Below are 17,068 nucleotides of genomic sequence, written 5' to 3' on the forward strand. Positions count from 1 at the left end.
AAGCAGCGAAGCGGTAGGGCGACGAGGACCAATGGCGAATATCGGCGTAATCGGCAGCAAGGGCGCCATGGGCGAGGTGCTGCGGCGCGTGATCGAGGCCTCGGGCCATGATTATGCCGGCGGCGTCGACAAGGGCGACGACGTGGGCGATCTGGCCGATGTGAGCGATGTGCTGGTCGACTTCTCCGCCCCGGCAGCGCTGCAGGCGAACCTCCACGCAGCGATCGGCGCGGGCGTGCCGATCGTGATCGGGACCACGGGGCTGGAACAGAGCCATCACGAAGCGATCGACCATGCCGCGCGGGCGGTACCGGTCCTGCAAACAGGCAATACCTCGCTCGGTGTGACCCTGCTGGCGCATCTGGTGCAGGAGGCCGCCGCGCGGCTCGGGCCGGACTGGGATATCGAGATCGTCGAGATGCACCATCGCCGCAAGGTCGATGCGCCCAGCGGCACTGCAATCCTGCTGGGCGAGGCTGCGGCGCAAGGGCGCGGGATCGATCTTGCCACGAACCGCGAGAGCGGTCGCAACGGGCAGACCGGTGCGCGCGAGCGCGGGGCAATCGGCTTCGCGGCTCTGCGCGGAGGGACCGTGGCGGGCGAGCACAGCGTGATCCTGGCGGGCGAGCAGGAGCGCATCACCCTCTCCCACAGCGCCGAGAACCGGGAAATCTTTGCCCGAGGCGCGGTCAAGGCTGCCGACTGGCTGAAGGGTCGGGAGCCGGGCCGCTACACGATGGAGCAGGTGCTGGGGCTTTGAAGGGTTTCGCCATCGGTTGCGGCCTGGCGCTGGCCATCCTGTTCAGTGCGATCGGTTACGTGATGAGCATACCGGAGGCAGGCGTGGCCTATTCTTGGCCGCTATGGGCAGGCCTGGCATCGGTGGTCGGGCTTCCCGCAGGGTATGCGTCGCTGGTGCAGACTCCGGCCCCGTGGCAGCTCGGACTGATCAGCTTCGGAGTAATGCTGGCGGTGCTCGTCGCTCTGGCGCTGCCGTTCCTGTCGAACCCGGACCTCCAGGCTGCCCATGGCGGGCGGATGATCGTCTGGGGCGTGCTGTGGAGCGTCGCGGCCTTCCCCTTTATCCGGACGGCCAGCAAACGATGACCAAGGACCAGATCTTCGAATTCTTCCGCCGCCTCGCCGAGGACAATCCCTCGCCCGAGACCGAGCTGGAATACGGCAATTCCTACCAGCTGGTGGTGGCCGTGGCGCTTTCCGCGCAGGCCACCGACGTCGGCGTCAACAAGGCGACGCGCGCGTTATTCCGCGAGGTCGAGACGCCGCAGCAGATGCTGGCGCTGGGCGAGGAGGGCCTGAAAGAACACATCAAGACCATCGGCCTGTTCAATTCCAAGGCCAAGAACGTGATCGCGCTCAGCCAGTTGCTGGTCGACGAGTATGGCGGCGAGGTTCCCGACACGCGCGAAGACCTCGTGCGGCTGCCCGGCGTGGGCCGCAAAACAGCCAATGTCGTGCTCAACTGCTGGTTCGGTCAGGAGACCTTCGCGGTCGACACGCATATCCTGCGCGTCGGCAACCGCACCGGCCTCGCCAAGGGCAAGACGCCCGAGCAGGTCGAGGCGAAACTCGAAAAGCGCGTGCCCCAGCCCTTCCGGCTAGGGGCGCATCACTGGCTGATCCTGCATGGCCGCTATGTCTGCAAGGCGCGCACGCCCGAGTGCTGGCGATGCAATGTGGTGGATCTGTGCAGTTACCGGACAAAAGTGCTGGAGAAGCCGAAGGGGCGGTGACCCTTCAGAGCGTCGAAGAACTGCGGACGTAGCCGAACTCGCCTGCTCCCTCCCACGCAGCGCCATCCGGATACCGTATTTCCATACCCCGCAAGTTGGCAGCGTCGGCCAGTCTCATGTTCACGCCCATCATCGTATTCCCATGCTCGGAGATCACTGCCTCCGTGAGGACGAAGTGGGTGGTCGCGGCGCACTTGCTGCAGGAATGCGTTTCGGCAGCAGGCATAGCTTTATCGGCGCGCCGAAAACCAGTCGTCTCGCCATTCACTTTCACCGCATCAGGAGCGAGATAACTCCACTGCGCCCCGCTTTTCCGGCAGAGCGTACAATTGCATTCGTGAACGAAATCGGGGCGGCCATCGAAGCTGATCGACATCTGCCCGCACAGGCATTCCAATGTCATTGCGTCATCCTAAACATCATCCGCCGAGACCATCTCGCCCCGGTCGATTTCACCCGTCATCACCGCCACCGTCGTTGCCACAGCGGCGTCGCCGCTGACGTTCGTTGTGGTGCGCATCATGTCCATGATCCGGTCCACGCCTGCCACGAAGGCGATCGTCTCGAGCGGCACGCCGACCGCGCCGAAGACCAGAGCCATCATGATGAGGCCCGCGCCCGGAATGCCCGCCGCCCCGACTGCGCCCAGCGTCGCGAGGATCGAGATCAGGAAATAGTCGCCCATCGACAGGTCGACGCCGAAGATCTGCGCGCCGAACAGCGTGGCGAGGCCGAGATACATCGCGGTGCCGTTCATGTTGATCGTCGCGCCAAGCGAGATCACGAAGGCCGCGACCGAGTTCGAGACGCCCAGATTGCGCTCCGCACAGCGCAAGGTCACCGGCAGCGTCGCATTGGAGCTGGCGGTGGAATAGCTCACCGCCATCGCATCGACGATGCCGCGGAAGAAATCGCGCACCGGCAGCTTGGCGAGGAACTTGATCATGCCGCCATAGATGAAGGCGATGATCAGCAGGCAGCCGAGGTAGTTGAGGCCCACCAGCTTGGCGAGGCTGACCAGCGCATCGAGCCCCAGCGTACCCGCCACCCAGGCCATCAGCGCGAAGACGCCGAACGGGGTGAGCTCCATCACGATCATGGTGACCTTCTGCATGATCACCGCGCCGCTATCGAACACCTTCTGGACCGGCACGCCCTCTTCCTTCGCCATCAAAATGCCGATGCCGATCAGGAGCGAGAAGACGATCAGCGGCAGCACCGCTACGTCTGCCATCACCTGCACCGGGCTTTCGGGCACGATGGAAAGGATCATGTCGACCGCCGTGGTCTCGTTGGGCACCGGCGTCTCGCCGCGCTGGATCGCGCTGGTATCGACGCCCGCCCCCGGAGCGAGCACCGTGCCGAGGCCGAGGCCGAGCCATACTGCGATCTGCCCCGTCACCACGAACAGGATCATCGCCCGCCCGCCGACCGCGCCGAGCTTCCGCAAGTCTCCGATAGCCGCCACGCCGGAAACGAGGCTGAAGAAGATCAGCGGGACGACCAGCATCTTGATCGCCTTGATGAAGAAATCGCCGATCCACTTGATGCTTTCCGCATCCGGCCCCCAGGCCCAGCCGGTCAGCACGCCCAGGATGAGCGCGGTGATGACGCGCTGCCACAGCGGAATTTCGAACCAGGTCTTCAGCACGGCGATCCCTCCCCAACTCGGCCTCTAAGGGGCCAGCGCGTCCTTCGCGATGCGCGCATAGATGCGGCTTAGCGTCGAAAGGTCCTCGATGGCTACAGCCTCGTCGCGCTTGTGCATGGTTGCGTTGCAGAGTCCGAATTCGATCACCGGGCATACGGCACGCAGGAAGCGCGCGTCCGAGGTTCCCCCGGTGGTGGAGGGCTCGGGATCGATCCCGGTTTCCGCCTTCACCGCACCGGCAATGATATCGCTGAATTCGCCGGGCGGCGTCAGGAAGGGCTCGCCCGAGATGATCGGCAGCGCGGTGCCGCCGTGCTTCTCCGCAATCGCACCGATTTTCTCAGACAGCGAGGCGCCCGAATGCGTATCGTTGAAGCGGATTGAAAGGCGCGCCTTGGCCCTGGCCGGGATTACATTGTGCGCATGGTTGGGAATGTCGATCTCGGTAATCTCGAGATTGCTCGGCTGGAACCAGTCGGTGCCTTCATCCAGCACCAGGGCGTCCAGTTCCGCCAGCATGGCGACCAGCTTAGGGATCGGATTGTCGGCAAGGTGCGGATAGGCGACGTGGCCCTGCGTCCCCTGGACCTCCAGCCAGATGTTCACCGAACCGCGCCGCCCGATCTTCATCATGTCGCCGAGCCGGTTTACCGATGTCGGCTCGCCGACGAGGCACAGGTCGGGCCGGATGCCCTCGGCCTTCATGTAATCAATCAGCGCGCGCGTGCCGTGGAGCGCCGGGCCTTCCTCGTCGCCGGTGATGATGAAGCTGATCGTCCCGGCTTCGGCCGGCACATTCGCCACCGCATCGACCATGCAAGCGATCGAGCCCTTCATGTCCACCGCGCCGCGCCCGTAGAGCAATTCGCCCCGCTCCTCCGGCTCGAAGGCGTCACTGATCCAGCCGTCGCCGGGCGGCACCACGTCGAGGTGCCCGGCGAAAGCGAAATGCCTCGAGCCTGCCGGCCCGCGCCGTATCGCGAAGAGGTTCTCGACCGCTTCCTCCGGCGTGCCTTGTTCGCCCTCGCCACGGGTGAAGCGCGTAACCTCGAAGCCGAGCGGCGTCAGCATGGCTTCCATCGCATCGAACACCTGCCCGCGCGCGGGCGTGACGCTGTGCGCAGCCATCAGCTGCTTCGCAAGGTCGAGCGCGCTCATGAGTCCCGCTCCTGCTCGGGCAGCGGGCCGGGCGCGAAGGCCTCGTCGAGATATTCCGCCATGCGCAGGCCGGCCTGCAAGACGCGGCGGCGGGCGATGGGGATCGAGCGGTCGAGCACGTCCTGCGACAGCACGGTTTCGTCGGGCAGCTCGCCGTCGCAGGGATTGCAGCCGAAGGCCTGCGGATAGACGAAGTCCCGCGAAAGCTGCCAGCTCTCGCGGCCCCAGTCCGCCGCGCGGCCGCCCGCCAGCTCGGCGCGCTCGGCGGCGGAATAACGGCGCACGACCGGCGGATCGCCGCTGATCGCGCGCTCCGCCAGTGGCCCGTCCCACACCCAGTGCAGATTCAGCCCCGGCACGATGCCATAGGCGGCGGTGCGATCGTTGCCACCGCGATCGTCCTTGTCGCCCGAATGCAGCGGCATGTGAATGTCGCCGATAAAGTGAACCATGAAGGCAAGCGCTTCCAGCCGGACATTGTCGGGCAGGCTCTCGTCGGCGAGGATGCGCTGGTTGCGCTCCACCTGCGCGCTGACGCAGGCGCCCCCGGAGCAGTTCTTGCGGGCGCTGTATTCCTCGGTGATCGGCTCGGTCTGGTAATGCCAGGCGAAGGTATAGCCCCAGCGCCAGTAGGCCCCGCGCAGGCAATCGGGCCACACCGCTGCGTCCTCGATGCTGGCGAGCGGGCAGTCGGGCGTGCCCAGTTGCGGCGAGGCGCGCAGCAGCCGCTCGATCTTGGCGCGCGTTTCGGGTTCGACATTCGCCTCGGCGATCTCGGCCGTAACGGTGTGCGCGTAATAGCCCCAGGCTTTCGCCTGTGCCGGCAACAGCGCGAGCAGCGCCGCGAGAATAGCAACGAACCGCATCAGCCGACGGTCTCGTATTGCTCGATCACCCACTCCTCGTTTTCCGAGGCCTCGATCCAGCCCTGCATCCACTCATGCTCCCACAGCGCCTGCATGTAGGCAGCGGCGAAGCCGGGGACGGCGATCTGGTAGCTGATGAAGCGGCTGACCACCGGCGCGAAGAACACATCCGCCGCGCCGAAGGTGCCGAACAGGAACGGGCCGCCGCTGCCGAAGCGGCTGCGTGCTTCCGCCCACAGGCCGAGGATGCGGATGATGTCGGCCGTGCACGCCTCGCTCGGCTCGAACTCGTCGAAGCGCTTGCGCACGTTCATCGGGCATTCGCCGCGCAGTGCCTGGAAGCTGGAATGCATTTCGGCGACCATCGATCGCGCCATGCCGCGCGCCACATCGTCCTTGGGCCAGAAGCGGTCGCGCCCGACCTTGTCGGCAAGATATTCAAGGATGGCGAGGCTGTCCCACACGACCACCTCGTCGTCCCACAGCAGCGGGACCTTGCCGCTCGACGGGCGAATTTCGCCGCTTTGCTTGTCGGCTTCCCAGTTCTCGCCGAACAGCGGAACCACGATCTCTTCGAAGGAGAGGCCCGACTGCTTGGCCGCGAGCCAGCCGCGCAGGCTCCAGCTGGAATAGTTCTTGTTGCCGATGACGAGTTTCATGCGCGTGTCCCACCTGTTTCGCCTGCGCGGTAGAGGTTCAGCTTGGCAGTGTCGAGGCTGAACGAAGTGGCTTTGCGACGAACGACGGCTGGGCTAGACGGGCGGCATGAGCCTGCGCCCCTTCCACCTAGCCTTTCCCGTCGACGACCTCGCCGAAGCCCGCCGCTTCTATGGCGAGACCATGGGCTGCGCCGAGGGGCGCAGTAGCGACGAGTGGATCGATTTCGACTTTTACGGCCATCAGATCGTCGCCCATCTCGCGCCGGGCGGATCGGGCGATCGGGCGAGCAACCATGTCGACGGGCATGGCGTGCCGGTGCCGCATTTCGGGATCGTCCTACGGATGGATGACTGGCAGGCGCTCGCCGAGCGGCTGCGCGCGGCGAATGTCGATTTCGCCATCGAACCGACCATCCGCTTCAAGGGCCAGCCCGGCGAACAGGCGACGATGTTCTTCCGCGATCCCAGCGGAAACGCGCTGGAAATGAAGGCTTTCGCCGACGACGCGATGCTGTTTGCGACCTGACGACCAATGCCAATTAGGTAAATGCCAAGTGCCGTGCTAGGGCGATCTCGCTGACGTCGAATTATGCGACGGACTTCGGCTTTTGACGACCGCCCGACACCCCCCCGCGTGTGCAGGCGCAACCCAGACTTCGACTTCCTTTCATCGGACGATTTTAAGCACGACCACGCCGCATGTCGCGGCGAGAGAAACCCATGCGTTCTTGAAAGGAACCATCATGAGCAAGACCGGAACAGTCAAATTCTTCAACGCCGACAAGGGCTATGGCTTCATCCAGCCCGACGACGGCTCGGACGACAGCTTCGTCCACATCAGCGCCGTGCAGGCCGCAGGCATGCAGTCGCTCGATAAGGACCAGCGTCTCAACTACGAAGTCGAGACCGGCCGCAATGGCAAGGCCAGCGCCGTGAACCTCTCGGCTGCCGACTAAGGCCGACAAGACCATCCCCCGCACGCGCATCGTGTGCGTGCGGGGGAATTTCGCACACCTTCCCTCCGGCGAGAGATCGAGCATGAGCCAGACATTCGAATTCTACGACGCGCGCGCAAAAGAGGCCGCTGCGGAAGCCAAGGCCGCTACTCTCGATAATGTCCGGGAACGCAGCCTGCGGGCAGAACAAACCTGGCGCGGCCTCGCGATTCAGGCGCGCAAGGTAAAGACGCAACGCGAGAAGGCGCTTCAGGTTAGCGCCGAAAAGCGTGCTGCGGCAGAAGCGATCGCGTCCAGCTAAACGCCCGCGTCGGCCAGCACCGCTGCTCTAAGCGCGCCGATGCCCATGCCCTTTTCCGCGCTGGTCACCTGGATTTCCGGATAGGCGGCGACATGCTCGCGCGCTTCCGCCTCGGTCGCGGCGACGACCTTTTCGAGTTCGCTCGCCTTGATTTTGTCCGCCTTGGTCAGGACGACGCGATAGCCGACCGCTGCTTCGTCGAGCATCGTCATCATCTCGCGATCGACCTCTTTCGGACCGTGGCGGGCATCGACCAAGACCAGCGTTCGGGCCAGCACCGCGCGGCCGCGCAGGTAGGTCTTCACGAGGTTCTTCCAGCGCTCGACCACCTTCACCGGCGCCTTGGCGAAGCCGTAGCCCGGCATATCGACGAGGCGAAACAGCGTCGGATCACCAACTTCGAAGAAGTTCAGCTCCTGCGTGCGCCCCGGTGTGACGGACGCGCGCGCAATCGCCTTGCGACCGGTCAGCGCATTGAGCAGCGTGCTCTTGCCGACGTTCGACCGCCCGCAAAAGGCGATTTCCGGCACGTCCGGCTCGGGCAGGAACTTGAGCTGCGGCGCGGACAGCAGGAATTCCACCCGGCCCGAGAACAGCTTGGTCGCGCGCTTTTCCAGCGTCTCGAGTTCGGCCTCGTCCATCAGGTGGCCTTGGCCGCCTCGGCCGCCTTCTTCTTTTTCTCTTCCTCGATCATCGCGCGCATTTGCGGATGCTTGGAATAGAGATATTTCTGCTGTGCCAGCGTCAGCACGTTGGAGGTGACCCAGTAGAGCAGCAGGCCCGCCGCGAACGGGGCCATCACGAACATCAGGATCCACGGCATGATGTCGAAGATCTTCTGCTGCATCGGATCCATCGCACTGGGATTGAGCTTGAATGTCAGCCACATGGTGAAGCCCAGCAGCACGGCGAGTACGCCGAGGCCGAAGATGATCATCAGCCAGCCGGGCACATCGATGCCGACATAGGCCAGCGCATTGGCGAGGTTGGCCGGATCGGGCGCTGAGAGGTCGTCGATCCAGGCGAATTTCTCGTGCCGCATCTCGACCGCCAGGATCAGCACCTTGTAGAGCGCGAAGAACACCGGGATCTGGAGCAGCATCGGCAGGCAGCCGGCAAGCGGATTGACCTTCTCTCGCTTGTAGAGCTCCATGATCTCCTGCTGCTGCTTCGGCTTGTCGTCCTTATACTTCTCCTGCAGCTCCTTCATCTTGGGCTGGATGGCCTTCATCGCGGCCATGCTGGCAAAGCCCTTCTGTGCGATGGGGAACATCAGGCCGCGCACGATGACGGTCAGGATGATGATGGCGACGCCGAAGTTGCCGACCGCGTCGAACAGCGTGCGCAGCAGCCACAGGATCGGCTTTTCGAACCAGCGGAACCAGCCCCAGTCGATCGCGAAACCGAACTTCTCGATTCCGGCATCCTGATACTGGTCGAGCACCACGCTTTCTTTCGCGCCCGCATAAAGCCGCGAGGTGGTGGTGAACTTGCGACCGGCCGGAACGGTCATCGGCTCGTAGATCACATCGGCCCGATAGGTTTCGTTGCCGAGCGCGCGATAGCTGGTCGCCGGTGCGCTGCCATCTTGCGGGACAAGGGCGGCGAGCCAGTAGATATCGGCGAAGCCCGCCCACCGCGTGCGGCCCTGCGGGCGCACGACGCCTGCCTCGTCCACGTCCTCGTAATCGACATCGTAGTCGGCCGTGTCGCCGAACACGCCCATCGGGCCCGAATGCGCGTTGAAGATATCCTGGCTGGCGGTGCGGCTGGTGCGATTGACGAGACCGAAGGGCTCGACGACGACCTGATTGCCGGAGGTGTTGCTGACCGCCTGCTCGGCCGTGATCATGTAATTGTCGTCGATGGCATAGGTGACTTCGAAGGTCAGGCCCTGGCCATTGTTCCAGCTCAGCGTCACCGGTGTCTCGGGCGTCAGGCGCTCGCCATCCGCCTCCCACAACGTCTGCACGCCGGGCACGCGGATATTCGAGCCGACCCAGCCGAACTGCGCGAAATATTGCGCGGGCGTTCCGTTGGGCGAGAACAGGCGGACGGGGCCGCTGTCTTCATCCGTCGTCTCGGTGTGATCCTTGAGGACGATATCGTCGATCAAGCCGCCGCGCAGGTTGATCGAACCCGCCACGCGCGGCGCGTCGATCGGCAGGCGGTCGGGCGAGGCGAGAGCCCGCGCAACATCGACTTCCTCCTGCGCCTGCAATGCTGGATCGACCAGTCCGCCAGTGCGCGAGTGCTGCGTGGCCTCGGCAGCGCGCGAGGCCGGCGTATCGGCGACCTCTTCCACCAGCGCCTCTTCCGGCTGCGGGTAGAAATACTGCATCGCATAATCCCACCCGATCAGCAGCAGGAAGGAAAGAGCGATCGCCAGGATCAGATTGCGCTGGTTTTCCAAGGTCGGTCCCGTCGTAGTCAGTCGTGTTCGGTATTTGGGGAGGTGTGTTATATAGTCAAGACAGCGGCGCTAGGGCACCGGGTCGTAGCCATGCCCGCCCCATGGGTGGCAGCGCATTATACGCTTAAGCGCCAGCCATCCACCCTTGATCGCACCGTATTTGCCCAGCGCCTGCACGGCATATTCGCTGCATGATGGCGCATAGCGGCAGGTCGGCGGAAGGATCCGGCTCGGCCCCCATTGCCACAGGCGCGCGATGAAGATGAAGATGTGCTTCACGCCCGGCGACTCCGGCGCTTGCGCGGACCGCGCGCGGCATCGCCCTTGCCCTCGGCAGCCCGGGTGAGCGCTGCGCCGAGTTCCTCGCGCAGCTGCGCAAAGTCGCGTTCGACCCCGCCTTCGCGGCCGATCAGTATGTGGTCGTGATCTGGCAGGCCGCTGTCCGGCAGCGCGCTCCATAGCAGCTCGCGAAAGCGCCGCTTCATGCGGTTGCGCACCACGGCATTGCCGATCTTCTTCGTAACCGTGATGCCATAGCGCTTCCCCTGCCCGTCGTTGGGCCGAGCGAGCAGGACGAAGCCCGGGCGCGCCACGCGCAGCCCGCGATTCGCCGCAAGGAAATCGCTACGTTTGCGGATGACGGAGATGCTCGGGTGCATGGATGCCAGATACGCAAAACGGGCCCCCGTTGGGAGCCCGCTTGCAACTACCGGATGATCGCCGCGCCGGGAGCGCAGCGGATCACATCACGCGCAGAGGTTCTTGCGGCCGCGGGCGCGGCGGGCGCGGAGGACCTTGCGGCCGCCCGGAGTCGCCTTGCGTGCGAAGAAACCGTGGCGACGCTGGCGCACGAGGTTCGAGGGCTGGAAAGTCCGCTTCATCGGATAGGTCCTTAAGTCTTACAGTGTCCGGCGGCGCCATCCGGCTGCCACCAATAAAAAGGGCCACCCGGGCGGGGTGACCGCTTGAATGGCGCGCGCATACCCACACGGGCGCTGCGCGTCAAGAAAAAGTCATGGCCGCATAGGTGAGTTTCGGCGCCGGTTCTGCCGCCTCGCGAGCAGACGGGACGGGCTTGGGCTCGCGCATTTCGTTCGCGTGGCGCAGACCCGCAGCGGTCAGGCGCCGCATGTCGCGCGCGCCGAGCCAGCGCGCGGAGCGATGCGGGACCGAATTGGTAAAGTCGTAAAAGGCGCGCGCCTGCCCCTCACTCATCCCCATCTCGCGATAATAGGCGAGGTACTTGCGGTTCTCCGGCGCATCGGCAGCGAAATCGGAAGCCTCGCGGCCGTAATCGTCCATCCAGCTGTGCACGGCGAATTCGGCACCGTCGGAGATGTCGCGCTCGACACCGGCGAGAAACAGTTCGACTGCGCCCGACCGCACCGAGCCATTGGTCGGCACATGGGTTACCAGCCGCGCAGAGCGGATCATCCGGCCGAGCTTCATATTGGCGATATCGTCCTGCGTGCCGGGGCATTCGACCATGTCGATCTGCGCGAGGCCGGGGAAGTCGCGCAGCATGGCAGCAAAGGCAGCTGGCGTTGCGCGGTCCGTTTCGCCCAGCAAGGCCACGCGGCGCTGGTCGAGCACGAGGAACGGGCCGAAGCGGGCGATTCCCCGGCGATAGTCGCGGCGGCTGCGGTCGATGGCATGCGGAGCCTGCCAGCGCGGCGCGTCCGACACGGACAGCTCCGCCTGCGGGCGGATCCCGATGAAGTCCGCACCGCGGCGCGGCGGGAGCGGCGCGGGAAGCGCGACGGCCTCGGCCAGCACCTTTTGCCCCTCGCGCGAATCGTAGAACGGCGCGCCCTCGATCGGCTGCACCACCGGCGTCGATACGAACACGACCGGCATGGCCACCAGCCCCAGCGACTGCGCCGCTGCGGGACCGGACAGCGCCAGTCCGACAAGCGATAGCAGCGAAGCGAGGATGCGAAGCATGTCGCCGCTGTGTGCGCGCGGGTCTTGCCGAACTGCCAAAGTGATTGGTGAAGACCGTCTTTACGCTTTTCGTTCTCCACCACGATGGACCGGGTTTCCCCTCGACAAATCAATCCGTTCTGGCCATCCCCGCCCGGTACGTCACGCGGTGGGGATTAACGCTGGTAGCTCTGGTTCGGACGGTCGCCTATCTGGGGCTGGAAGCGCGCGCGGTGGAAGTGCAGTGCTCGGTCGCGCCCGGCCTGCCCAAATTCAACATCGTCGGTCTGGCGGACAAGGCGGTGGGCGAAAGCAAGGAGCGAGTGCGCGCCGCGCTATCCAGCATGGGCCTCGCCTTGCCGCCCAAGCGGATCACCATCAATCTCTCGCCCGCCGACCTGCCCAAGGAAGGCTCGCATTACGATCTGCCGATCGCGCTGGCGCTGCTGGCGGCGATGGGTGTGACCGATGCAGAGCAGCTGACCGAATGGATTGCCGTGGGAGAGCTGGCGCTCGATGCGCGGATCGTGCCCTCACCCGGTGTGTTGCTGGCGGCCATCCATGCGAGTGAGGCCGATTGCGGGCTGATCTGCCCGAAAGCGCAGGGAGCGGAGGCCCGCTGGGCAAGCGAGGTGCCGATCTGCGCAGCGCCCGATCTCGCCAGCCTGCTCAACCATCTGAAAGGCACGCAGCAATTGCCCCCGCCCGAACGGGGCGAGGTGGAGGAGCCTGCGCGCGGGCCGGACCTGAAACAGGTCAAGGGCCAAGAAACTGCCAAGCGCGCGCTGGAGATCGCCGCGGCCGGCGGGCACAACCTCTTGATGATCGGTCCGCCGGGTGCAGGCAAATCGCTGCTGGCGAGCTGCCTGCCGGGCATCTTGCCGCCTCTTACGCCCCCCGAGGCGCTGGAGGTCAGCATGGTGCAATCGGTCGCCGGAACGCTGGAGGAAGGCCGCATCAGCCGCGCCCGTCCGTTCCGCGCGCCGCACCATTCGGCCAGCATGGCGGCACTGACCGGCGGCGGCCTGCGGGTGAAGCCGGGCGAGGTGAGCCTCGCGCATCTGGGCGTGCTGTTCCTCGACGAGCTACCCGAGTTCCAGCGCGCCGTGCTGGATTCGCTGCGCCAGCCGCTGGAGATCGGATCGGTCGATGTGGCGCGCGCCAATGCGCATGTAACATTCCCCGCCAACGTCCAGCTAATCGCGGCGATGAACCCGTGCCGCTGCGGCCATCTCGGCGATCCGGCGCTCGCCTGCAGCCGCGCGCCGCGCTGCGCCGCCGATTACCAGAGCAAGGTCAGCGGCCCGATGCTCGACCGCATCGACCTGCATGTGGAGGTCGATCCCGTCAGCGCCGCAGACCTCGCCCTGCCGCCGCCCGCCGAGGGCAGTGAAGAGGTCGCCGCGCGGGTGCTGGCCGCCCGTCAACGCCAGACCGCCCGCGCAGAGCAGACCGGCGTGCGCAGCAATTCCGACCTCGACGGCGACGCGCTCGAGACCTTCGCCACCCCCGACGAACCGGGCCGCCAATTGCTGATGCAGGCCGCCACCGCCATGCGCCTCTCGGCCCGCAGCTACACGCGCATGCTGCGAGTCGCCCGCACCATCGCCGACCTCGCCGGAGCGGAGCAGGTCGGTCGCATCCATGTGGCAGAAGCGCTTAGCTATCGCAGGCAGGCGCCGCGGGCTTGAGGGGGAGCGGTCAATCCTCGGTCATGTCGAGGTTGAGCTTGACCGTCTCGTGCTCGTGGTCGCCTTCGAACTTCTTCAGGAAGTCCTCGATCGGAACCTGCTGAGCCTTGTCAACCATCGGGTTCGATTTCGCCATCTCGACGGCTTTCAGCTCGTCGGGCGTCATGCGGACGTGGACATAGGGGAGCCAGACGTCGCCGTATTCGGCCTTCTGGTACCACACGTCGAGCACGTCGTAGGAGGCCCAGTTGCCGCCCGGCTCCTGCAGGCGGATGCCTTCGCCGATGCGCGGCACGGTGACGGCCTTGATGGTGAACACCGTCTGGTGGGTCTCGTTCTGAACTTCGATATCGATCACGAAATTGGTCCGGCCTAGTTATTCAGATTCGCGAATACGACTCTGCACTAGGGGCGACGGGTTGAGATCACTTTAACGATGACGTCACGCAGCCACGCTGGCATGTGACGTCACGCAACACCTGCTGTTTTCCTGAACCTCATGCCTCTCGCCCCCACCGAACCCGCCGAGCGAAGGGCGTCATACGGCGCGATCTCGCGGCTGCGCGACTGGTGGCACGCGCTCGATGACGATGCGCGGCGCAAGGCTGGCGGCCTGGTGTTCGCGCTCCTGCTGGAAGCCCTGCTGCTGCTTCTGCTGTTGTCGCTCGGACTGGTGAACCGCGATCCGGTGCCGATGCGGGACGCGGTGTCCACCTTCGATGTGGGTGATGCGCGGGAAGAGGCCGACGAAGCACTGGCGGAGCCCGCGCCCGCCCCTGCGACAGCGCAATCGCAAGTGTCCCCGCCGGAGCCTGTACCCGACCAGCCCGTTCCGCAGCCGACCCCGCCGCCTGCCCTGCTGCGGACCGCACCAGCGTCTTCACCGAGCTTCGATCTCGCGCAGCAACCGCAGGCACAAAATAGGCAGCGCGCAGGTCCGATCGGTCCGGCATTCACGCCGCGACCGGGCGATTCGCAGCGCATTGCCGGGAGCGGGCCAAACGGCGAACCGCTCTATGCCGCGCGCTGGTATCGCGAGCCGACCAATGGAGAGTTGGCAGGCTATCTTTCGACGGCCAGTGGGCCCGGCTGGGGCCTGATCAATTGCCAGACCGCGCCGCAATTCCGGGTCGAGAACTGCGTTCTGGTCGACGAATGGCCCAGCGGCTCGCAGATCGGGCGGGCGGTGCTGGCGGCGGCGTGGCAGTTCAAGGTCCGCCCACCGCAGATCGCCGGGCAGCCGCAGGTGGGCGAGTGGGTACGCATCCGGATAGACTACGAGCTGCGGCGCGAGCCCTGATCCGCGTCGTCCTCGTCGGCATAGGGCGTATTCTTGAGCAGGTGGCGGTTGTAGTCGGGAGCGCCGTCGTCCCACCATACCCTTCCGCGTTCGCCAAGCGCGACTTTCGCTTGGTGGACTTTCGCGCGCGCGGCTTTTTCCGCAGCGGGATCGCCGTTGCGTTTGGCAGCGCCGACCGCACGGCGCGCATCCATCAATGCATTCACGTGCCGCTGGCGCTCGTCCTCCGGCAGGTGCGGATTGCTCGCGCGCCACAAGCGGCCGCGAACGACAATATAGCGCCCGTCGTGCGTGCGCTCAGGCGGCGGATTTGGCGCGGCGAAGGCTTTCGATGTCGATTACCTCGCCAAGGCCGAGGGAACCCTCCTGGTCCGCCTGGCTTCCATCGGCACGCACGCCGAGATCGGAGCGTTCGACCAGGGCGAGATCCTGCGGGCCGAGGATGCGGCCATCGTGGCTGAGGATAGAAGTCGGGCCGATCGGCAGACGATCCCGCTCGTCTACGAGTACGGGGTTCTCCACCACTTCGGCACCGTATTTCTGGCCCCACTGCCGCAGCGCCACCATGGCGGGCAGCAGGTCGAAGCCTTTGTCGGTCAGCCGATATTCGATTTTGCGGCGATCATCCGGGCAGGGATCGCGGCGGAGGATGCCGTTCTCGACCAGCTTGGCGAGACGATTGGAGAGGATGTTGCGGGCGATCCCGAGCTCGCTGAGGAACTCCTCGAAATGATGCAGGCCATTGAAGCTGGCGCGCAGGATCATGAAGGACCAGCGCTCCCCCATGACTTCGAGCGCCTGCGGCAGCCCGCATTCGGTCAGTTCGCGCAGCGGTTCGCGGATATCGCCCATAGATCAGTTCCCTTCTTGCAACCTATCTAGCGCAAATTGCCGCAAATCCAAAATATTTCAAAACATAGGTTGCTACATGCAACTTAAAGTCATAGGTGGCTATTCGCAACTGGTTGCTTTTTGAAACCTGATAGTTCGAATGGCAAGCCCGGTTGATCAGAACTGAAACTTTTGAAGGACCCTCTCATGACCCTCTCCCTCCCCCGCTCGGTCAATCTTGGTGCCATCGTCGGTGCCGTCGCCTGGACCACCGCCAGCTTCGGTGCGGCGCTTGCACCCGCGCCCGCCACCGCCGCCCCCAACGCACCGTTCTACACCGCCGAATTGGCTCAGCCGGCCAAGGATCGCGTGATCGTCGCCGGCGGCGTCGCCTGGCAGTGCAACGGCACTACCTGCATCGCCGTCAAAGGCACTTCCCGCCCGATGCGCATGTGTCGCGAACTCCAGCGCGATGTCGGCGAGATCGCCGGCTTCACCGCCAAGGGCGAAGCGCTGGCCGACGACAAGCTGGCGAAGTGCAACGGCTGATCCCTCCCGTCCCTCCCCGCCCTCTCCATCGTGGGGACTACTCATCGGCCCCCGCGTCATCGTGGGGGCCCTTTTTCCTGATGTCAGATCAACTCTCGCGCGGTGAGATCGACTTCAAGCTTCGCGGCATCGCTGAAATGGTGGACCTGCCAACCAAGTTCTCTGGCCGACGCGATATTGGCCGCATTGTCGTCAATGAACAGCATCGCCCCTGCGTCATGACCGAAGCGCTTGCGGGCGAGATCGAAGATTGCGGGATCGGGCTTCGCTAGCTTCTCTTCGCCGGACACCACGATGTCGCGGAACCGCTCGAACACCGGCGCAGTCGGCCGGAAGCGCGCCCAAAATTCGGCGCCGAAATTGGTGATCGCGTACAGCGGGACGTCGCGCGCCGCCAATCGCTCGACCAGTTCGATGCTTCCGGGAACCGGGCCGGGGATCGTCTCGTTGAACCGCGTCGCATAGGCGCGGATCTCGGCTTCGTATTCTGGGTAGAGCGCGATCCTCTCGGGCACCATATCGACCAGCGCACGGCCGCGATCATGCTCGAAATGCCATTTTTCGGTCACGACCTCGGAAAGCAGGAAGTCCAGGCGCGCGGAATCGTCGACGATCCGCTCGAACAAATGCGACAGCTGCCATTGGTAAAGCACGCGCCCGACATCGAATACGACGGCTTCCACGGTCATTGCATCACCTTCATGCGCTTAGCCCAAATGCGAACGGCCCGTACCCCCTGCGGGGCCGGGCCGGCCTTGAACAACCACGCTGCCGGTGCGGCAGCGCGCCGAATTAGCCCTGGCGGGCCTTGAATCGGCGGTTGGTCTTGTTGATCACATAGGTGCGCCCGCGACGGCGGATGACGCGGCAATCGCGATGGCGGCCCTTGAGGGACTTGAGGCTGTTGCGGATCTTCATGATTTGTCTCGTCAAATAAATACGCGCCGGAGATAAGCCCCGACGCGGCAAATTCAAGGGCGCCCGTTAGCGGCAGGGGTGATTCCGGTCAAGGGTGA

25 protein-coding genes are annotated in these 17,068 nt (G+C 65.1%); 9 read left to right on the forward strand and 16 right to left on the reverse strand.

The window, feature by feature from the left end:
* The first annotated feature begins 31 nt into the window (after window positions 1-31).
* From dapB to nth, 3 genes are read left to right on the forward strand one after another with little or no spacing between them, the layout of a single operon-like run.
* Window positions 32-760: a 4-hydroxy-tetrahydrodipicolinate reductase gene (gene dapB, locus ACSH0F_RS01605; RefSeq protein ID WP_435199265.1), complete on the forward strand. Its 729-nt coding sequence runs from the start codon at window positions 32-34 to the stop codon at window positions 758-760.
* Window positions 757-1,107 (forward strand): hypothetical protein, encoded by a 351-nt coding sequence (locus ACSH0F_RS01610; protein ID WP_435199267.1) that lies wholly within the window; start codon window positions 757-759, stop codon window positions 1,105-1,107. The genes dapB and ACSH0F_RS01610 overlap by 4 nt, the downstream gene beginning before the upstream one ends.
* The gene (nth, locus tag ACSH0F_RS01615) at window positions 1,104-1,754 is read left to right on the forward strand and encodes an endonuclease III (RefSeq protein WP_435199269.1); all 651 of its coding nucleotides are present in this window, start codon (window positions 1,104-1,106) and stop codon (window positions 1,752-1,754) included. The genes ACSH0F_RS01610 and nth overlap by 4 nt, the downstream gene beginning before the upstream one ends.
* Window positions 1,755-1,758: 4 nt before the next feature.
* Here the strand turns inward: nth and ACSH0F_RS01620 are convergent, their stop codons facing one another.
* The 5 genes from ACSH0F_RS01620 to ACSH0F_RS01640 are packed head-to-tail and all read right to left on the reverse strand — an operon-like array spanning window position 1,759 to window position 6,088.
* Window positions 1,759-2,157: a GFA family protein gene (locus tag ACSH0F_RS01620; protein ID WP_435199271.1), complete on the reverse strand. Its 399-nt coding sequence runs from the start codon at window positions 2,155-2,157 to the stop codon at window positions 1,759-1,761.
* Between the two features lie 9 nt (window positions 2,158-2,166).
* Window positions 2,167-3,405: a dicarboxylate/amino acid:cation symporter gene (locus tag ACSH0F_RS01625; RefSeq protein WP_435199273.1), complete on the reverse strand. Its 1,239-nt coding sequence runs from the start codon at window positions 3,403-3,405 to the stop codon at window positions 2,167-2,169.
* A 24-nt stretch (window positions 3,406-3,429) separates the two neighbouring features.
* Entirely contained in the window at window positions 3,430-4,563 is a 1,134-nt protein-coding gene (dapE, locus tag ACSH0F_RS01630) for a succinyl-diaminopimelate desuccinylase (protein WP_435199275.1), read from the reverse strand.
* Window positions 4,560-5,429 carry a S1/P1 nuclease gene (locus ACSH0F_RS01635; protein ID WP_435199277.1) on the reverse strand — a complete coding sequence of 290 codons (870 nt, stop codon included), beginning with the start codon at window positions 5,427-5,429 and terminating at the stop codon, window positions 4,560-4,562. The genes dapE and ACSH0F_RS01635 overlap by 4 nt, the downstream gene beginning before the upstream one ends.
* Window positions 5,429-6,088 (reverse strand): glutathione S-transferase family protein, encoded by a 660-nt coding sequence (locus tag ACSH0F_RS01640; RefSeq protein WP_435199279.1) that lies wholly within the window; start codon window positions 6,086-6,088, stop codon window positions 5,429-5,431. The genes ACSH0F_RS01635 and ACSH0F_RS01640 overlap by 1 nt, the downstream gene beginning before the upstream one ends.
* A gap of 106 nt (window positions 6,089-6,194) precedes the next feature.
* Between ACSH0F_RS01640 and ACSH0F_RS01645 the strand changes: the two genes are divergently transcribed.
* The 3 genes from ACSH0F_RS01645 to ACSH0F_RS01655 all read left to right on the forward strand — a co-directional run bounded on the left by ACSH0F_RS01645 (window position 6,195) and on the right by ACSH0F_RS01655 (window position 7,345).
* A complete protein-coding gene (locus ACSH0F_RS01645) occupies window positions 6,195-6,614 on the forward strand; it encodes a VOC family protein (protein ID WP_435199281.1) in 420 nt (139 codons plus the stop codon).
* A 217-nt stretch (window positions 6,615-6,831) separates the two neighbouring features.
* Window positions 6,832-7,044, forward strand: coding sequence for a cold-shock protein (locus tag ACSH0F_RS01650; protein WP_435199283.1), 213 nt, complete (start codon window positions 6,832-6,834; stop codon window positions 7,042-7,044).
* An 82-nt stretch (window positions 7,045-7,126) separates the two neighbouring features.
* Entirely contained in the window at window positions 7,127-7,345 is a 219-nt protein-coding gene (locus tag ACSH0F_RS01655) for a hypothetical protein (protein WP_435199285.1), read from the forward strand.
* Here ACSH0F_RS01655 and yihA read toward each other — a convergent pair.
* The 6 genes from yihA to ACSH0F_RS01685 all read right to left on the reverse strand — a co-directional run bounded on the left by yihA (window position 7,342) and on the right by ACSH0F_RS01685 (window position 11,702).
* The gene (gene yihA, locus ACSH0F_RS01660; protein WP_435199287.1) at window positions 7,342-7,986 is read right to left on the reverse strand and encodes a ribosome biogenesis GTP-binding protein YihA/YsxC; all 645 of its coding nucleotides are present in this window, start codon (window positions 7,984-7,986) and stop codon (window positions 7,342-7,344) included. The two genes, ACSH0F_RS01655 and yihA, sit on opposite strands and share 4 nt — an antisense overlap.
* Window positions 7,986-9,758: a membrane protein insertase YidC gene (gene yidC / locus ACSH0F_RS01665; protein ID WP_435199289.1), complete on the reverse strand. Its 1,773-nt coding sequence runs from the start codon at window positions 9,756-9,758 to the stop codon at window positions 7,986-7,988. Before yidC ends, yihA begins: the two co-directional genes overlap by 1 nt.
* Window positions 9,759-9,827: 69 nt before the next feature.
* Complete coding sequence (gene yidD / locus ACSH0F_RS01670) at window positions 9,828-10,037, reverse strand: membrane protein insertion efficiency factor YidD (RefSeq protein ID WP_278327863.1); 210 nt, start codon at window positions 10,035-10,037, stop codon at window positions 9,828-9,830.
* The gene (rnpA, locus tag ACSH0F_RS01675) at window positions 10,034-10,417 is read right to left on the reverse strand and encodes a ribonuclease P protein component (protein ID WP_435199291.1); all 384 of its coding nucleotides are present in this window, start codon (window positions 10,415-10,417) and stop codon (window positions 10,034-10,036) included. Before rnpA ends, yidD begins: the two co-directional genes overlap by 4 nt.
* Before the next feature lie 87 nt (window positions 10,418-10,504).
* Window positions 10,505-10,639 (reverse strand): 50S ribosomal protein L34, encoded by a 135-nt coding sequence (rpmH, locus tag ACSH0F_RS01680; RefSeq protein WP_278327865.1) that lies wholly within the window; start codon window positions 10,637-10,639, stop codon window positions 10,505-10,507.
* A 121-nt stretch (window positions 10,640-10,760) separates the two neighbouring features.
* Entirely contained in the window at window positions 10,761-11,702 is a 942-nt protein-coding gene (locus ACSH0F_RS01685; RefSeq protein ID WP_435199293.1) for a hypothetical protein, read from the reverse strand.
* A 161-nt stretch (window positions 11,703-11,863) separates the two neighbouring features.
* Between ACSH0F_RS01685 and ACSH0F_RS01690 the strand changes: the two genes are divergently transcribed.
* A complete protein-coding gene (locus ACSH0F_RS01690; protein WP_435200517.1) occupies window positions 11,864-13,372 on the forward strand; it encodes a YifB family Mg chelatase-like AAA ATPase in 1,509 nt (502 codons plus the stop codon).
* A gap of 10 nt (window positions 13,373-13,382) precedes the next feature.
* On the opposite strand, the gene ACSH0F_RS01695 is transcribed toward ACSH0F_RS01690, so the two are convergent.
* Window positions 13,383-13,730 (reverse strand): hypothetical protein, encoded by a 348-nt coding sequence (locus tag ACSH0F_RS01695; RefSeq protein WP_305931540.1) that lies wholly within the window; start codon window positions 13,728-13,730, stop codon window positions 13,383-13,385.
* 141 nt (window positions 13,731-13,871) lie between these two features.
* Between ACSH0F_RS01695 and ACSH0F_RS01700 the strand changes: the two genes are divergently transcribed.
* Window positions 13,872-14,672, forward strand: a complete 801-nt coding sequence (locus tag ACSH0F_RS01700) for a hypothetical protein (protein ID WP_435199296.1) — start codon at window positions 13,872-13,874, stop codon at window positions 14,670-14,672.
* On the opposite strand, the gene ACSH0F_RS01705 is transcribed toward ACSH0F_RS01700, so the two are convergent.
* Both ACSH0F_RS01705 and ACSH0F_RS01710 read right to left on the reverse strand, forming a co-directional pair.
* Window positions 14,648-14,929, reverse strand: coding sequence for a hypothetical protein (locus tag ACSH0F_RS01705; RefSeq protein ID WP_435199298.1), 282 nt, complete (start codon window positions 14,927-14,929; stop codon window positions 14,648-14,650). The two genes, ACSH0F_RS01700 and ACSH0F_RS01705, sit on opposite strands and share 25 nt — an antisense overlap.
* 40 nt (window positions 14,930-14,969) lie before the next feature.
* Window positions 14,970-15,524, reverse strand: a complete 555-nt coding sequence (locus ACSH0F_RS01710) for a winged helix-turn-helix transcriptional regulator (protein ID WP_435199300.1) — start codon at window positions 15,522-15,524, stop codon at window positions 14,970-14,972.
* A 186-nt stretch (window positions 15,525-15,710) separates the two neighbouring features.
* On the opposite strand from ACSH0F_RS01710, the gene ACSH0F_RS01715 reads away from it, so the two are divergent.
* Entirely contained in the window at window positions 15,711-16,052 is a 342-nt protein-coding gene (locus ACSH0F_RS01715; RefSeq protein ID WP_435199302.1) for a CC_3452 family protein, read from the forward strand.
* A gap of 83 nt (window positions 16,053-16,135) precedes the next feature.
* Here ACSH0F_RS01715 and ACSH0F_RS01720 read toward each other — a convergent pair whose 3' ends face one another.
* Both ACSH0F_RS01720 and ykgO read right to left on the reverse strand, forming a co-directional pair.
* Entirely contained in the window at window positions 16,136-16,741 is a 606-nt protein-coding gene (locus tag ACSH0F_RS01720) for an HAD-IA family hydrolase (RefSeq protein WP_435199304.1), read from the reverse strand.
* A gap of 103 nt (window positions 16,742-16,844) precedes the next feature.
* A complete protein-coding gene (gene ykgO, locus ACSH0F_RS01725) occupies window positions 16,845-16,970 on the reverse strand; it encodes a type B 50S ribosomal protein L36 (protein WP_050599643.1) in 126 nt (41 codons plus the stop codon).
* Window positions 16,971-17,068: the final 98 nt, after the last annotated feature.

This window comes from Qipengyuania sp. 902 (assembly GCF_051195295.1).
GTDB lineage: Bacteria > Pseudomonadota > Alphaproteobacteria > Sphingomonadales > Sphingomonadaceae > Qipengyuania.

What these genes read in the sequence shown, in the direction of transcription:
- dapB (WP_435199265.1), top strand. Translation starts at nt 32, where the DNA reads ATGGCGAATATCGGCGTAATCGGCAGCAAGGGCGCCATGGGCGAGGTG.
- nth (WP_435199269.1), top strand. Translation starts at nt 1,104, where the DNA reads ATGACCAAGGACCAGATCTTCGAATTCTTCCGCCGCCTCGCCGAGGAC.
- ACSH0F_RS01620 (WP_435199271.1), bottom strand. Translation starts at nt 2,157, where the DNA reads ATGACATTGGAATGCCTGTGCGGGCAGATGTCGATCAGCTTCGATGGC.
- dapE (WP_435199275.1), bottom strand. Translation starts at nt 4,563, where the DNA reads ATGAGCGCGCTCGACCTTGCGAAGCAGCTGATGGCTGCGCACAGCGTC.
- ACSH0F_RS01635 (WP_435199277.1), bottom strand. Translation starts at nt 5,429, where the DNA reads ATGCGGTTCGTTGCTATTCTCGCGGCGCTGCTCGCGCTGTTGCCGGCA.
- ACSH0F_RS01640 (WP_435199279.1), bottom strand. Translation starts at nt 6,088, where the DNA reads ATGAAACTCGTCATCGGCAACAAGAACTATTCCAGCTGGAGCCTGCGC.
- ACSH0F_RS01645 (WP_435199281.1), top strand. Translation starts at nt 6,195, where the DNA reads ATGAGCCTGCGCCCCTTCCACCTAGCCTTTCCCGTCGACGACCTCGCC.
- ACSH0F_RS01650 (WP_435199283.1), top strand. Translation starts at nt 6,832, where the DNA reads ATGAGCAAGACCGGAACAGTCAAATTCTTCAACGCCGACAAGGGCTAT.
- ACSH0F_RS01655 (WP_435199285.1), top strand. Translation starts at nt 7,127, where the DNA reads ATGAGCCAGACATTCGAATTCTACGACGCGCGCGCAAAAGAGGCCGCT.
- yihA (WP_435199287.1), bottom strand. Translation starts at nt 7,986, where the DNA reads ATGGACGAGGCCGAACTCGAGACGCTGGAAAAGCGCGCGACCAAGCTG.
- rnpA (WP_435199291.1), bottom strand. Translation starts at nt 10,417, where the DNA reads ATGCACCCGAGCATCTCCGTCATCCGCAAACGTAGCGATTTCCTTGCG.
- rpmH (WP_278327865.1), bottom strand. Translation starts at nt 10,639, where the DNA reads ATGAAGCGGACTTTCCAGCCCTCGAACCTCGTGCGCCAGCGTCGCCAC.
- ACSH0F_RS01685 (WP_435199293.1), bottom strand. Translation starts at nt 11,702, where the DNA reads ATGCTTCGCATCCTCGCTTCGCTGCTATCGCTTGTCGGACTGGCGCTG.
- ACSH0F_RS01700 (WP_435199296.1), top strand. Translation starts at nt 13,872, where the DNA reads ATGCCTCTCGCCCCCACCGAACCCGCCGAGCGAAGGGCGTCATACGGC.
- ACSH0F_RS01710 (WP_435199300.1), bottom strand. Translation starts at nt 15,524, where the DNA reads ATGGGCGATATCCGCGAACCGCTGCGCGAACTGACCGAATGCGGGCTG.
- ACSH0F_RS01715 (WP_435199302.1), top strand. Translation starts at nt 15,711, where the DNA reads ATGACCCTCTCCCTCCCCCGCTCGGTCAATCTTGGTGCCATCGTCGGT.
- ACSH0F_RS01720 (WP_435199304.1), bottom strand. Translation starts at nt 16,741, where the DNA reads ATGACCGTGGAAGCCGTCGTATTCGATGTCGGGCGCGTGCTTTACCAA.
- ykgO (WP_050599643.1), bottom strand. Translation starts at nt 16,970, where the DNA reads ATGAAGATCCGCAACAGCCTCAAGTCCCTCAAGGGCCGCCATCGCGAT.